Here is a 14,985-nt window from a genome sequence, read left to right as displayed (position 1 = left end):
AATGAAAAAACTAATAAAAATCATTCTAGCAATTTTATTTTTTGCTTGTCTTTTCAAATTACCTTATAGCTATTACCAACTCGTTCGTTTTTTGGCGTTGGTAGGTTTTGGTTTTCTTACTTTTGAGAGCTTCAAAGATAAAAATCATCTTGGAGTGATTCTTTATATTGGTTTGGCTATTCTATTTCAACCTTTAATCAAAATTGCTTTGGATAGAGAACTTTGGAATATTGTCGATGTAGTAGTCGGAATTGGTTTATTGATAAGCATTTTTATGGAAAAAGATAAAAAACAAAAGGAGTAATTTATTCTTCCTCATCGTTTTCATAAGGTAGATAATCCAATATGTCACTAACAAATTCATCGATATATTTTTCTTTGAAATCGGATAAAGTGATGGTCTGCAAAGCTATCGTATAATGAAAATACTTACCCACTTTTTTAGGTGCGTAATATTGATTTCCTGCAAATTCTTTGTCAGTAGCCATTCCTATATTCTCATCTAATGTAGCTGTTATATAAATATCAGAAACATCGCCCTGCCCTTTCTCGGCTATTTTATTAGGCTCTCTCTCGTTTCCAAACGAGTGAGCAGCTATTTGGAAGCCTCTGGCTGGCGTTCTAAAGTGATGAGGTAAGTAGTTTTATGTTTTACAAATCAGCAAGTTTATTTCCTTTCTATCAAAATAGCCTTAGCATTACAAAGAGTAATTCTAAGGCTGTTTTTTTGTAACTTTGAGTCTTATTTTTTTATAATTCTAATCTTTTTAAATCAAATGAAAAAAATACTACCTATTTTATTTTTTATCTTTTTTTCTAATTTTGCTTATTCACAAGATGTTTCCCCTCCTATATGTGATTGTTTTGATTATTTGGCTACAGCCTTGGAAGAGGAAGATAAAAAAGGAAATTTAGTTGAGGAAGACCAGTTTATTGAAGTATTTAATACCCTCAAAATTACAAATCCAAATTTTGAAAAATGTGCAGGCTATTATAGTTTGAGTTTTAATGTTTGGACAAAAGGAAAGTTTAGAATTTTATCTCAATCAGGCTGTAAAATGTCTGAGAAAACCCTTGAACTGATAGAAAAAGGACCTATTATTTATGAAATGAATTTTAAATTAGAAAAAGAAATTGAGAAATTTCATGAAGATGATGTTTATGAATTAGTTTCAGATACTACTATTTTAAATAACTTAGAAAAACAAGCTGAGAAATTTTTGTGGGCTTCTTATGGTAATGACGGTAAACTTATTACTCCTTTTTATACTACTGAATATTTGTCTGTTTATGGTAAGGAAAAAATTGATGAGATGGCAAAAATGCAGTTTGCAGCTCTGCAAGAGATGAATATAAAGGTTCAGAAAATAGAAGTTATCGAATTAGATTCTTTATTACGACAAGATTCAGTTTTATCCACACAATTAGAAGTAAATATCTCTGTTTCAAAAGATGAAGAAGTTTTAGAACAAAAAACACTTCTTCTAGCCATTTCACTAAACAAAGGTGAAAATTGGTATTTTTTCAATCGTACCAATGACCAATTATTATCTTTATCTTTTTTGATGAATTATATTAATCCTTATTTTCTTGAAAAAAAACTTGCTGATGAGAAAGGTCGTAAACTGAATATAAATACCATTGAAGAATTGGCAGATTATTTTTGTGATTGTATGAATAATTTAAGCCCAACAGATTTTTTTGGTGGAGAATGTATGAAAACTGCACAAAATCATGAATTATGGAAAGTAAAAGAAAATAAAGACCTTATGAAAAAATATTTAAAAAAGAACTGCAAAGAACATGCAGGGAACATGATATTTAGATTTTAGATTATACCAGTTCTAGCCGAGTTAAGACTATATATTCAGCTTCCAACTCGTGGTTTTTGTATCTTAGATTCAATCCATAAGTGTAATAATCAAAAAAATAAAAATTTGAGAGGTCTATATTTTTGTAATTTGAGTTTAGGTTTGTATTTTTGCTTGCTTAAAATCAATACTAAATATAAAATGTCTCAATAGTGGTTTGATTATGAATCAAGTAAATAAAGAGATATTTTGACAACTATATAGTATTGATTTGCAAGAAAAAATTTTTACTTCATTTTTCTAAATTTATACGAATGGCTTATTTGTTCACTTCTGAATCTGTATCTGAAGGACACCCAGATAAAATCTCTGACCAAATCTCTGACGCTGTATTAGACGCAATGCTTTCTCAAGATCCAATGTCAAGAGTAGCCTGTGAAACGCTTGTAACAACTGGATTAGTAGTAGTAGCTGGTGAAGTTACAACAAAAGCGTATGTTGATATTGCTGAGGTAGCTCGCAAAACAGTTAAGCATATTGGCTATAATAGCGATGAATATCGTTTTGATGCCGAATCTTGTGGTGTTATTGTTACTCTTCACAGTCAATCTCCTGATATTGCTCAAGGTGTAGATAGAGAAAACGAAGAACAAGGTGCAGGTGACCAAGGAATGATGTTTGGTTATGCAACTAAAGAAACACCTGAATATATGCCAATGGCTCTTGCTTTCTCTCACCGAATTGTGAAGGAACTTGCTAAAATTCGTAAAGAAGAATCGCATTTGATGCCTTACTTACGTCCTGATGCAAAGGCACAAGTTACTATTCAATATAATGATGACAATGAGCCTATTCATGTTCATACAGTTGTAGTTTCTACTCAACACGATGATTTTGATTCGGAAGCTGCTATGCTTGCCAAAATCAATGAAGATGTAAAAAATATCGTTATTCCTCGTGTTATCTCTGAAAAATTAATCACAAAAGACACTGTTTTTCATATCAATCCTACTGGTAAATTTGTTATTGGAGGTCCTCACGGTGATGCTGGTCTTACTGGTCGTAAGATTATTGTTGATACATACGGTGGAAAAGGCGCACACGGTGGTGGAGCTTTCTCTGGAAAAGATTCTTCTAAAGTAGATAGAAGTGCAGCGTATGCAACTCGTCATATTGCTAAAAACTTAGTAGCTGCTGGTATTGCCACTGAAGCTCTTGTACAAGTTGCTTATGCAATCGGTGTAGCAAAACCAGTTTCTCTTTCTGTGGAAACCTATGGAACTTCTAAAGTAGATTTAACAGACGGACAAATTGCAGAAAAATTAAACGAACTTTTTGATATGCGTCCTTCTGCTATCATCAGTCGTTTGGGACTTACAAATCCAATTTTCTCTCCTACGGCTGCTTACGGACACATGGGACGTGATTCTTACAAAGAAAAAGTAAGTTTTTCTACTATCAAAGCCGAACAAAAAGGTAATGTTACTACTCAAACTCACACAGTAGAAGAGCGTGAAGTAGAATTCTTTACTTGGGAAAAATTAGATTATGTAGATAAAATTAAAGCTACTTTTAAGAATGCAATGAAAGCTGTTGAAGCATAATTAATACCTAGCTTATAGATTTTTAAAACCCTTTTAAATTCTCAAAAAAGAATTTAAAAGGGTTTTGTTTTTTTGGTGATGATTTATAATAACATAAGTTGTTAATAAAAAATAGTCATTAGAGCTACTCAAACATAAGTTGAAACAAGCAAGAATTAGGTTTTCTGCTACTTAAAACCTCTTTTTATAATCCTAAATCATCCCTCTAGCCTTCAATTCCATATATTTATTAACTGTATTGACAGATAAATCTTCTGGACGAGTAAGCACAGACTGAATACCGTATTTTTTGAGTTCTTCTACCATTCTACGCTTTTCTACTAAGAATTTTTGTGCTAAGGTTTGACTATAAATGTCTTCTAAATCAGTTGTAGGAAGGTTTGAATAATCGGTAAGTTCGGTATTTTGGAAAAAGACAACAACCAAAAGATGCAACTTATTCAGACGACGAAGTGTAGGCAAATTGCGTTTTAGTGCGCTCATACTCTCAAAATTGGTAAAGAAAATCAATAAACTTCTACCATTTGTCAGACGACGAACGCCATCGTACATCAAATCATAATCAGCTTCTAAAAATTCTGTTTTTTGTCTGTAAAGTGATTCCATTATTTTACCTAACTGTCCCGAACGCTGCTCGGCTTTTATCCTTGAATCCAACGTATTCGAAAAACTAATCAGTCCTACTCTATCTCCTTTTTGAAGAATAATATTTGACATCACTAAGGTAGAATTAATGGCATAATCTAGCAAAGTCATTTCTTCAAAAGGCATTTTCATCACACGACTTTTATCTAAAATCAAATAAACAGGTTGTGAGCGTTCGTCTTCATACTGATTTACCATAATTTCGTTTCTACGGCTTGTCGCTTTCCAGTTGATACTTCTAAAATCATCACCACGAACATAATTTTTTACTTGGTCAAACTCATAACTATGTCCAATTCTACGAAGTTTGCGAACTCCATTTTGCATACTCAGATTTGAAAACATCATCAGTTCATACTTTTTCATCTGCATAACCGATGGATAAACAGCCGTATCATAACTAGCAGGAAGTTTTATTTTACGCTGCAAAAGTCCAATTTGAGTTTTGGCAATAAGATTTACATCCCCAAAATTAAAAACACCTCTTTCTGTTGGTTTTACATGATACAAAATTTCTTCTGGTTTTTCTTGTTCTAGCTTTGTCGTAATTCCGAAATCTCTCACTTGAAGTTGAAAAGGTAATTCATCAAAAATATCTACCTCCACAGGCAAAGGATATTCACTTTTTACTACCAAACGAACAGGATTTGCATCACCTAAAGACAATTTAGGATTCAAAAGTCGCTCTACTTGAAGTTTCATTTTAGGATGAAAAAGCATAATTCCCTCAGCAGTAGTCAAGACAGCCAACGCACCTAACGCAATTTTGGCAACCCACATCAAAGGAGGAAACCAAAAAGCTGTAATAAAAAGGCAAATACAGGCTGTAATTGCATAAAAGAAACGATTAGTAAGAAAAGTATTTTTTATGATTGACCACATTTTGAATAGGGTTTTGTAATTTCTTTGTTCTTTGTTTGAGGAAGACTGAAGTCTTCAATATTTTTTCGCACACTAAAGTGTACACTTATATGATGAATCAGGGTTTTGTAGTTGTTGGTGTCGCTATCGCTAAAACACCAACAACGGTATTTTTTTTAAGAAAACCCTATATGATGAATTATAATTCTATCGTTACCAAAATTACATCATCAGTTTGTTTGTTTTCGCCTTTCCAATTTAAGAAATTATTTTTTAAAAAGTCATATTGTTCGGCACAACATAGCTTTGAACTCTCCTCTATATGAGAAATTAAATTTCTTGACATAAACTTACGGTTATTTTCTCCTCCAAATTGGTCTTGGTAGCCATCTGAGAATAAAAAGAAACGGTCTTTTTCTTGAAAATCTAAATGATGGGTTTGAAATTGTTTTTCTTTTCTATGTGTTTTGCCTCCAATAGCAGAAGAAGAACCTTTTATACGCTCTGCTTTTCCATTTCTGACAAAAACTAAAGGCAATTTTGCACCCGAAAATTCTAATTTTTTGGTTTCATTATCAATTACTAAAATGGTTGCATCCATTCCATCATTCGTATTTGAAGTTTCTTGATGTAATGATTCTCTGACACTTTTATCTAAGGCATGTAAAATTTGAGATGGTTCTATTATTTTGCGTTCTTCTACAATCGTCTTTAATAATGTTCTTCCCAAAACAGTCATAATCGCCCCTGGAACACCATGTCCTGTGCAATCTGCAACAACTACTATTTTTTTATTCTCAATTTTTGTCGTCCACATAAAATCCCCACTCACAATATCACGAGGCATATATAAAATAGACGATTCTGGGAATAATTCTTTAAATTCTTCTCTACTGGAAAAAGCATTCTGAATGCGTTGTGCATAATTTATACTTGCTGTAATATCTTTATTTTTTTCTTCAATAAGGTCGTATGCTTCTTTTAACTCTACATTTCTCAAACGATAAATTTCTGATTCTTGCTGTGCTTTCTCGGCTTCAAACTGTGTTTCTAGGTTTTTGATACGAACCGAATTCTCATCACCTAAAGCAAGCTCTTTTATTTCATTGTATTTTTCTAAATGGAAAAATGCTTTTTCGTAGTTTTTGATTTCTTTATAAGCATGACTAATCAATAAATGAATTCGAAATAGTTTTGCTTTTGCCTCTAGTTTTTCAGCTTCTTGAATTGCTTTTTTAAAAAAAGTGATTGCTTCCTTTGTATTACTTAGTTCTAGATGCAAACTTCCAATTTCAGAAAGCGTCGTAACAGCAGCCATATAAAAATTACCCTCTAGCCTTATTTGTAATGCTTTTCCATAATATGCAAATGCTTTTTCATATTCTTTTTTGGCAGCATAAATTTTTCCTAAATCATTATAATCTCTTGAAATACTTGTTTTATGACTATCTGAAATGTGTATTTCTAAGGCTTTATACCCATTTTCTAAAGCTAAATCATATTCTTTTTTGAGGTAATAAACATTAGCAAGTCCGTTTATGGCTCTTCCTTGTCCATTTTTTTCTTTCATTTCTTCAAAAACAGAATAAGCTCTTTGATAATAGAACTGAGCCTGTTCGTAATCTTTCAAATCAATAAAAAAACCTCCCAAAAGGTAGGAACTAAAACCAATAGTTCGGCTTAGTTGTAGTTTTTCAGCCATCAAAAAACCTTCTCTAGTAAGTTTCAAGCCATCATCATAATTTCCTAACCCCCAATATACACTACCCAAACGCATATATAATTCAGCTAAATATTGACTTTGTATAGCTTCTAAATAATACTTTGCCTTATTCAAATGGTTTATTGCTTCTATATTATTTCCATTAGAACTTTGAATAAAACCAATATTTGAATATCCTACTCCCTTTATTTGGTAGTTTTCTTTATCATCATTTATTTTTTCTATGTTTTGAGCAATTACCTGCCCCATTTCAAAGGATTCTTTTAGTCTTCCTTTTACAAATAACTCTTCGCTAAGAGAAGCAGCCAATCTAACCACTTCTACTGCGTTTGGGGGAGTTATATTTCGAACAGCTTCTAATTTTTTATATAATTCTTGTATTTGTTCCATAATTTATACGTTCCTTCCATTTTTTTAACAAGATTTATAAATTTTGTCATTTAACCTATACAAAATATCCAAATTTATCAGAAATTAAACAATCTGTAAATAGACAAATTTATTCTCCTTTCCGACTTCTAATGGTGTAACAGCTAAAGCAGGTTCTATAAAGTTTTTATTATTGATAACAAATAAAGGAATTACCTTTCCTTCATTTTCTTCAGCATTTAATATTTTTAATACTTCTTCACGGTTATTTACTTTTTTCTCTTTTATTTCTGGGTTTTTACGAATAAAATGTGAGAAAGCAATAAAATCAGCTTTTCCTTCAAAAAGTATATTTTTTGGATAGTCTTCTTGATTGAGAGTTTCTTGTTCACGATTCGAAATGAAACGAAACACTTTATCTTTCACAAGTTCTTCGCCCAAAATTCGGCAGGCTAAAGCATTTATTTCAGCATTGGGTGTCATTGCCCAAAGCTGACCATATTGAGCAAAATCTAATTCTTCCCACGCTTCTTCGTTTAGAATACTTCCTTCATAAATCGGAATTTGTTGCATACTCGCCTCTCTTGTATTTGCTTTTGAGGTATCTGCAAGCAAAACAGGAACATTATATTTTTGAAGAATTTTGGCAATAAAACGAGCCGATTCGTCAGCACTTAAAAAGGCTACTCCATTTGGTTCTTTGCGTGTAACTCCTAAAAGTTTGGCAAAAGGTTTGGCAGTAAGTCCTTGCAAAACAACTGTTCCGACAATCACTAAAAATACCAAAGGTAAAAGCATTGCAGCTTCATCTAAATCTATAATGTAATCTTTACTTTGAAATAAAGAAATAGAAAAAATGGAAGCCACAGCAGCCGTAACAATTCCACGAGGACATATATAAGATAAAAATATTTTTTCATTTAGTGTTAGATTTGTTCCCCACGTACTTAAAAACACAGATAATGGACGTAAAACAAAAACAACCACAGCAAATAAAATAAAGCTATTTGCTGTCAAGACTAACTCTATATCTACAACATCAATTCTTGAAGAAAGCAGTACAAACAAAAATGAGATTAGAATAATAACTAAATCTTCATTAAAGGAAATAATTTCTTTCAAGTTTGAAGTTTTCATATTTACTAAAGCCATTCCCATAATCGTAACGGCAAGTAGTCCTGATTCGTGTTTAATAGCATTAGACAATGCAAAAGAAGCAATTACTAAACCTAACATTACAATATTTTGAAGATATTTAGGCACTAATTCTCTACTAATCAAAAAGTTACCTATCCAAGCTGATACTCCACCTATTGCAATTCCTACAGCAATAGTAATGGCAAATGTTTGAAGAGCAATCCAACCAATTTGCGCTCCTTCTGTGCCAGAAATAATAAATTCGTAGGTAAGAATCGCTATTAAAGCACCAACAGGGTCAATCAAAATCCCTTCCCATTTTAAAATGGTTGTTATATTAAAATTAGGTTTCACATTCCTAAGAATAGGTCCAATCACAGTAGGTCCTGTTACAATAATAAGTGAACCAAAAAGTAATGATGTCTGAATAGAAAAATCCATAATGAGCATGGCTGCCACCGTTCCTCCTGCCATCGTAACGACAGAACCAATAACAATTATATTACGGACAGCTTTTCCTAATACTTTTACTTCTGATAATTTTAAAGTCAATCCTCCTTCAAAAAGAATCAGACCAACAGCCAAAGAAACTACATCAAAAAGAACTTTCCCTTGAAAAATAGAATCTCCGTCGATAAGTTTAGGTCCTTTTGAAACTAAATAGCCTTCATCGCCTGTAAAAAGTGTAGAAACAGGACCTACTAAAAGTCCGATAATGATAAGAGGAAGGATAGCTGGTACTTTGATACGCCATGATAACCATTGAGCAAAAAAACCAAGCACGAGAAGCCCTGCAAGTTCGAGCATATATTATTTTGATAGAGTTAGATTCGAATAAAGAATAAAAATACTAAAAATATATGAATGAGAAAGAGAAATTATCTATTGAAACTTGTATTTTTATTAAAATTTGTATTTTTAACTTGTATTTTTAGTTATGATACACTGATACGCTTTTGGTTTTCAAAAAAAACCTGTCGGACACTTTAATAAGTGTCAGTACAGTTAATAAAACGAACTATCTGACACCTTGAAGGTGTACTGATAGGAGAAAGTTTCGAAATCTAATTACGGAGGAGTATATTAAAAGCAACAACAGAACCTCAAAAAAGTTACGTTACAAAAATAAAACTATTGATTCTTTTGATTCAATAGTTTTACTATAATAAATTATTTTTAGTTATTTTGATTATAACCTTATAGCCAGAACTGTAATATCATCTCTTTGTTCGGCATCAAGTTGATGTTGGTCTAATTGATTAGATAATATTTCTTTTTGCTCTTTGAATGGTCTTTCATGAAACTGTTTGAGAAGAGATTCAAATTTTGTAGAACCAAATTTTTTCTTATCTGGATTTGCTTGGTCTATAAGTCCATCAGAAGTAAGATAAATTACATCTTCGGCTAACAAAACAGCTTTCTGATTTGTAAAGACATACTCTTTTTTCTTGACGACTCCTCCAATACTCAAATTATCTCCTTTTAACTTTTCTATTTCTCCATTTGAAGTATAATAAAGAGGGCGTTTTGCTCCTGCATAAGTAACTTCTATCCAATTTTCTTGTCTTTCTATTCTACAAAGAGCTACATCCATTCCATCTGTATTATCAGAATCTTTTTGATGAAGAGCTGCACGAACTCCTTCATGTAGCATTTCTAAAATTGTTGCTGGGTCAAAAACTCGTTTGACACCTACAATATCTGTCAAAAGTGTATTTCCTACCATCGACATGAATGCTCCTGGAACTCCATGCCCTGTACAATCAACAGCAGCAGCAAAAGTATAGTTTTCTACATGAGTTACCCAATAAAAATCTCCTGAGACAATATCTTTAGGACGATAAATTACAAAATGCTCTGTAAATAATTCTCTTAATGTTTTTTGAGCTGGCAGGATTGCATCTTGAATTGTTTGAGCATAGCGAATTGAATCGGTAATACGCTTATTTTTTTCATTCAGTTCTAGTGTTCGTTCTTCTACTTTTTCTTCTAAGTTTTGATAGAGTTGAGCATTTTCTAAAGAAATACTCACTTGTGAAGAAAGCATCTGTAAAGTCTGCAATCTATCAGGCGTAAATGCTCCTGTTGTTAGATTATTTTCTAAATAAAACAGACATAATAATTCATTTTTACGCATTACAGGAAAACAAAGTACCGATTTGGGCTTATATTGTTTCATGTAAGAATCATTTGCATATTTTTCGTCTTCAGACGCATTATCCAAAACGAGAGGTTGCTGTGTTCTGACTACATAATTAATTAGTGTTCTAGGAACTAAATCACTATCATCTTCAACAGCTTGATGTAAAAATTGTGTCGACTGTGTTTGTGTCAAATCTCCTTTTGCTTCTACAAATAATTCTCCATCGTGATTTTGAATCAAAAATGCTTTTTCTGCTCCTGCATTTTCCATTACTACACGCATCATTTTGGGCATTAATTCTTCAAAATTCACTTCTTGTGAAAGTGTTTGTGTAGATTTAATGAGCGTTTCGAAATCTAGAAAACTTGCACCACTTTTCGATCCACTAGACGACATTTTACTTGTAGTCATCATTGTAGTTGTAGCACCTTCTAAAGTATTATGTGTGTGCATGGTGTGAGAAGATGACGTAGTAGTCTGCCCTATATCACTAACAGCATCTTGCTTGACATAGTGAGAATATACCTTGTGCATGTGTTCTAACTTTCCTTTTGCTCCCCAAATACGATAATCGTAATAGGCTTTACGCAAAAACATCATGGCAATATCTTCTTGTTTTCTCTGCAACCAATAAAATCCAAAACGTTCTTTGATGAGAGCTTCTTCTTGAATAAAATTCGTTTTCTCAACTGCTTCTAAAGCTAATCTAAAATTCTTTTCAGTTTCTATATAATCATTTTTTGCTCGTGCCAATTCTGCCTCTACCAAATAATATTTATGTTGATTTGTTGAGGGAGAAAATTTAGCAAATTTGTAGAGTTTAGCTTGGTTTTTTGCGATACGTCTTAAAATACGCTGTCTGTCCCAAAGCGAAGAACTTGGATAAATAGCAATATGAATAAGCGAATCATATAAGTGATAAACAGATACTCCTGCTGTTGCAGTAATTCCTTTCAAATATTTCTCACAAAGGATAATATAACTATATGCTTTTTCTATTTCTCCAAAATTATAGCTCAAAGAAGCCTTCATAAAGAAATGTAAACATATAGAAGCTGTATTTCCTCCTTCTATAATTTCTTTTTGAAGTTCTAATGGATATTCTTCTCCTTCCAAAACAGCAGGATTTTCAGATTTTCCTAAATAATTTAGAAACGTCTGACGAAGTAATTTGATATTGTGATATGGATTGATTTGCTTTAAATCATAAGTTGCACTAATATACATATTAGCTTCTTTTTCTACTTCATTGAGTTCCTTACCTGTTGCAAAACGGTAATAGATATACATAAAAATAGAAAATGCTGCATACTCAAAAAATCCTGTATCAATTCCTTTTCTATATGATTTTACTAAAGGTTTTAGAGAATTTTCCAAAGGCTCTTTCCAATGACGAATCATGACATTAGTAACCATATAGGTTCTTGCCTTAAAACGTTCAGAGTCATGTTGGTCTAAAAGTTTGATGGCTAATTCTCCAAAACGATAACCTGCATTCAAATTTCCAATTACACCACATAAAATAATTCCATACGAAGAATAAGCATAGGTCGAAACAAGTGCATTTCCATATTTAATAGATAACTGTACTTGTCTGAAAATAATCATAGGATACAATGGCGAACCACTTACATAAGCAGCCAAACTAATGCCTGATAAAATTTTCATGGCAGCTAATTTCTTCTTATTTTCCATTGGAGGAAGATTAGCCAAATCAAATACTTTTTTCCCTGTCATGAGTCCTTTAATACGTAGTATTTCACGTAATAAATGAATTTTAGTTACCTTTCTTGGAAAACCTACTTTTAGCTTTTTGAGCGTCGTGATAGCGAGTTTAATCGCTTCTTGCATTTTTCCTTTAGAAATAAGAAACTGAATTTTGGTATCATAAACAGGTACTTGATCTAAAAAACTTTTTGCATTGGTAAGCACACCATTTACAAATTGTTCCATTCCATTTCCGTTGCCACTTAAATAAGCAGCCTCAGCAGCTTCATTATGCAAACGCAAAGCAAGGATATACTCATCTGTCCAACCCACAACATCTAAAAGAGCAACTCCAGCATAAAAATAATCATACGCAGGCTCATAGGCAGCCGATGCTTTGGCTCTTCTTCCTGCAATTAGGTTCAAACGAGCCAGTTCATAACGCTCTTGTTGGTCTTCTAAAAGCGCAACTCCAACATTGAGTTGATTAACAATATCAAATATTTTACTTTCTAACTGTCCGTCTGGTGTATTATCTTTTATAATTTTACCTACCTTATAGTGCATCTCAAAACGACTACTATCAGGAATAACAGAATAAACAGCTTGTTGAACTCTATCATGTAAGAACTTAAAACGGGCATTTACTCGCTGCTCAAGTGCAGGGTCTTCACTAAGAATTGCAATATGTTTGTAATTATCATCTAAAGGAAGTATCATTCCTTCCTCTATTGCCACCCAAATTCTATCAAAAATATCTTTTAGAGAAAAACCACTCACACTACGAAGCATCTGCAAATCAAACTTATCTCCGACACAAGAAGCAAATTTTAATATTTCTTGTGTTTCTAGTGGAAGTTTTTCGATTTTGCTAGTCATTAATTCGACTACATTATCTGTTGTTTTCTTCTCCTCAATCTTGACAATATCCCATTGCCATTGCTTTGTTTCTAAATCAAAATGTAATAATCCTTCCTCATGTAAAGACTCCAAAAACTGTGTTGCAAAGAAAGCATTACCATGAGTTTTTCGATAAATAAGATAGGAAAGCTGCTTTACTTGAAGGATTTGAGCTTTTAGAGATTCTGTAATTAGTTTTTCAATATCTTCATAGCCCAAATTATCTAATACTATCGAACTAACAGGTGCATTTTGTTCCTGCAAGCTCTTTACCATTATCATCAGAGGGTGTGCTGATGTAACTTCATTATCACGGTATGCCCCAATGACAAGTAAATAACGATTTTCGCTATCAGTCATCAAAACTTTAAGAAGATTCAGAGAAGCTCCATCTGCCCATTGCATATCATCAATAAAAAGAACAATAGGGTGTTTTTTCTGACTAATTACACGAATAAAAGATTTAAAAACATAATTAAAACGATTTTTTGCTTCATTAGGAGGAAGCTCTTGGACAGGCTCTTGCTCTCCAATAATCATTTCTAAGTTTGGCAAAACGTCTAATAAAATTTGTCCATTTTCGCCTAATACTTTATTTATTTTTCGCTTCCATTCTGCTAAGGAATCTTTATTTTCAGTAAGTAAATATTCTATAAACTCATTTAGAGCTTGAATAATAGCAGAATAAGGAACATTTTTTTGATACTGGTCAAACTTTCCCTTTATGAAATATCCTCTTTTTTCTGTAATCGAACGATGAGTTTCATTCACTAATGACGTTTTACCAACTCCAGAATACCCTTCTACCAAAATAAGCTCAGTAGCACCATTCGAAACTCTATCAAAAGAATTGAGTAATAATTTTACTTCATCTTCTCTACCATAAAGTTTTTGAGGAATAGAAAAACGATCTGAATAATCTTCTTGTCCTAAATTAAAATAATCAATTTTTCCATTTCCGTTGGCAATAAAACCTTTCAAGGCAAGCTCTAAATCAGCTTTAAGTCCGAAAGCAGATTGATAACGGTCTTCTGCATTTTTTTCCAAAAGTTTCATTACAATTTCGGAAAGAACACGAGGGACAGTCGGATTTACTTGATGAGGAGGTTGTGGCTTTTGAGCCAAATGACAATGTACTAATTCAATAGAATCAGCAGCAGTAAACGGCAGTTTGTTTGTTAGAATTTCATAAAAAGCAACTCCCAATGAATACAAATCTGAACGATAATCAACAGCACGATTCATTCTACCTGTCTGTTCGGGCGAAATGTAGGCTAATGTTCCTTCCAAAGCATCTGGACTTCGGAGGTCTTGCACACGAGTATCTATACGTGAAGAAATACCAAAATCAATAATTTTGATGCGATGAGTTGCCAAATCAACCAACACATTATTACTATTAATATCTTTATGAATTATCTGATTTTGATGTACTTGTCCGAGTGCCTCAGCAATATTTATAGCTACTTTCAGAAAATCTTTATACGTCCAAGAGTTTTCAAAAAAACTCTTTTTGAATGTAACTCCAGAAAAATACTCCAATACAAGCGCAGGCTTACCTTCTAGTTTATCTTTTTTGTATGCCTTTCTGATTCCCTCTATTTTGAGGTCTTTCGTAAATTCATACTCATTATTAAACTGAATAAGCTGCGTAGGAGTCGGAAAATCATTTTTAATAACCTTAATAATAACAGGTGTATTCCACTCGCTAGTATCTCGGTAATAAATGATTGAATTTACTCCCTCAAATAAGATTTTTGGAAGCGACGTAGCCACAGACATAGATTTTTAGTGTATTTGTGTGAGTTGATGCGTGTTTTGGATAGTATTTTTGTAGTATTAAGAAGCTAAGTCAATTAATTTAAAATGAAATTAACTCTTTCTTATTTACTTTTCTCTGCATAATATTTCTTTGTTGTAATTATTTATTCTGATAAGATTACAACTGATTGAACAAACTATCTCTAATTTCTTCTAAATTAAAGAATTGTTAAGAACAAATGCAAACTGCTATTTAATATATTTTTTCTATAATTTCTTTGACTGAATATAGGTCATTTGAAAATACAGTACTAGAGTACCATT

General features: G+C 32.4%; 8 protein-coding genes. 3 read left to right on the top strand and 5 right to left on the bottom strand.

Annotated elements, in window-relative coordinates:
• Position 1: 1 nt before the first annotated feature.
• Complete coding sequence (locus ACE193_RS22535) at positions 2–304, top strand: DUF6804 family protein (protein WP_375560438.1); 303 nt, start codon at positions 2–4, stop codon at positions 302–304.
• Position 305: 1 nt separating this feature from the next.
• On the opposite strand, the gene ACE193_RS22530 is transcribed toward ACE193_RS22535, so the two are convergent.
• Positions 306–557 carry a hypothetical protein gene (locus ACE193_RS22530; protein ID WP_375563377.1) on the bottom strand — a complete coding sequence of 84 codons (252 nt, stop codon included), beginning with the start codon at positions 555–557 and terminating at the stop codon, positions 306–308.
• Positions 558–776: 219 nt separating this feature from the next.
• On the opposite strand from ACE193_RS22530, the gene ACE193_RS22525 reads away from it, so the two are divergent.
• Both ACE193_RS22525 and metK read left to right on the top strand, forming a co-directional pair.
• On the top strand, positions 777–1,832 hold the full coding sequence (locus ACE193_RS22525) for a hypothetical protein (protein ID WP_375560437.1): 1,056 nt from the start codon (positions 777–779) through the stop codon (positions 1,830–1,832).
• 293 nt (positions 1,833–2,125) lie between these two features.
• Positions 2,126–3,415, top strand: coding sequence for a methionine adenosyltransferase (metK, locus tag ACE193_RS22520; RefSeq protein WP_375560436.1), 1,290 nt, complete (start codon positions 2,126–2,128; stop codon positions 3,413–3,415).
• 192 nt (positions 3,416–3,607) lie between these two features.
• On the opposite strand, the gene ACE193_RS22515 is transcribed toward metK, so the two are convergent.
• The 4 genes from ACE193_RS22515 to ACE193_RS22500 form a co-directional block, all read right to left on the bottom strand.
• Positions 3,608–4,942 (bottom strand): DUF58 domain-containing protein, encoded by a 1,335-nt coding sequence (locus ACE193_RS22515; protein ID WP_375560435.1) that lies wholly within the window; start codon positions 4,940–4,942, stop codon positions 3,608–3,610.
• A 178-nt stretch (positions 4,943–5,120) separates the two neighbouring features.
• Positions 5,121–7,034: a tetratricopeptide repeat protein gene (locus ACE193_RS22510; RefSeq protein ID WP_375560434.1), complete on the bottom strand. Its 1,914-nt coding sequence runs from the start codon at positions 7,032–7,034 to the stop codon at positions 5,121–5,123.
• An 84-nt stretch (positions 7,035–7,118) separates the two neighbouring features.
• Positions 7,119–8,957: a cation:proton antiporter gene (locus ACE193_RS22505; protein WP_375560433.1), complete on the bottom strand. Its 1,839-nt coding sequence runs from the start codon at positions 8,955–8,957 to the stop codon at positions 7,119–7,121.
• Between the two features lie 382 nt (positions 8,958–9,339).
• The gene (locus ACE193_RS22500) at positions 9,340–14,682 is read right to left on the bottom strand and encodes an AAA family ATPase (protein ID WP_375560432.1); all 5,343 of its coding nucleotides are present in this window, start codon (positions 14,680–14,682) and stop codon (positions 9,340–9,342) included.
• Between the last annotated feature and the right edge of the window lie 303 nt (positions 14,683–14,985).

The organism is Bernardetia aquimarina (genome assembly GCF_042180575.1).
GTDB lineage: Bacteria > Bacteroidota > Bacteroidia > Cytophagales > Bernardetiaceae > Bernardetia.
Note: the sequence above shows the minus strand (reverse complement) of the source record. Positions and strands in the feature narration are given on the sequence as shown.

Coding starts and splice junctions, on each gene's coding strand:
- ACE193_RS22515 (WP_375560435.1), bottom strand. CDS start 4,942: ATGTGGTCAATCATAAAAAATACTTTTCTTACTAATCGTTTCTTTTAT.
- metK (WP_375560436.1), top strand. CDS start 2,126: ATGGCTTATTTGTTCACTTCTGAATCTGTATCTGAAGGACACCCAGAT.
- ACE193_RS22525 (WP_375560437.1), top strand. CDS start 777: ATGAAAAAAATACTACCTATTTTATTTTTTATCTTTTTTTCTAATTTT.
- ACE193_RS22505 (WP_375560433.1), bottom strand. CDS start 8,957: ATGCTCGAACTTGCAGGGCTTCTCGTGCTTGGTTTTTTTGCTCAATGG.
- ACE193_RS22510 (WP_375560434.1), bottom strand. CDS start 7,034: ATGGAACAAATACAAGAATTATATAAAAAATTAGAAGCTGTTCGAAAT.
- ACE193_RS22500 (WP_375560432.1), bottom strand. CDS start 14,682: ATGTCTGTGGCTACGTCGCTTCCAAAAATCTTATTTGAGGGAGTAAAT.
- ACE193_RS22535 (WP_375560438.1), top strand. CDS start 2: ATGAAAAAACTAATAAAAATCATTCTAGCAATTTTATTTTTTGCTTGT.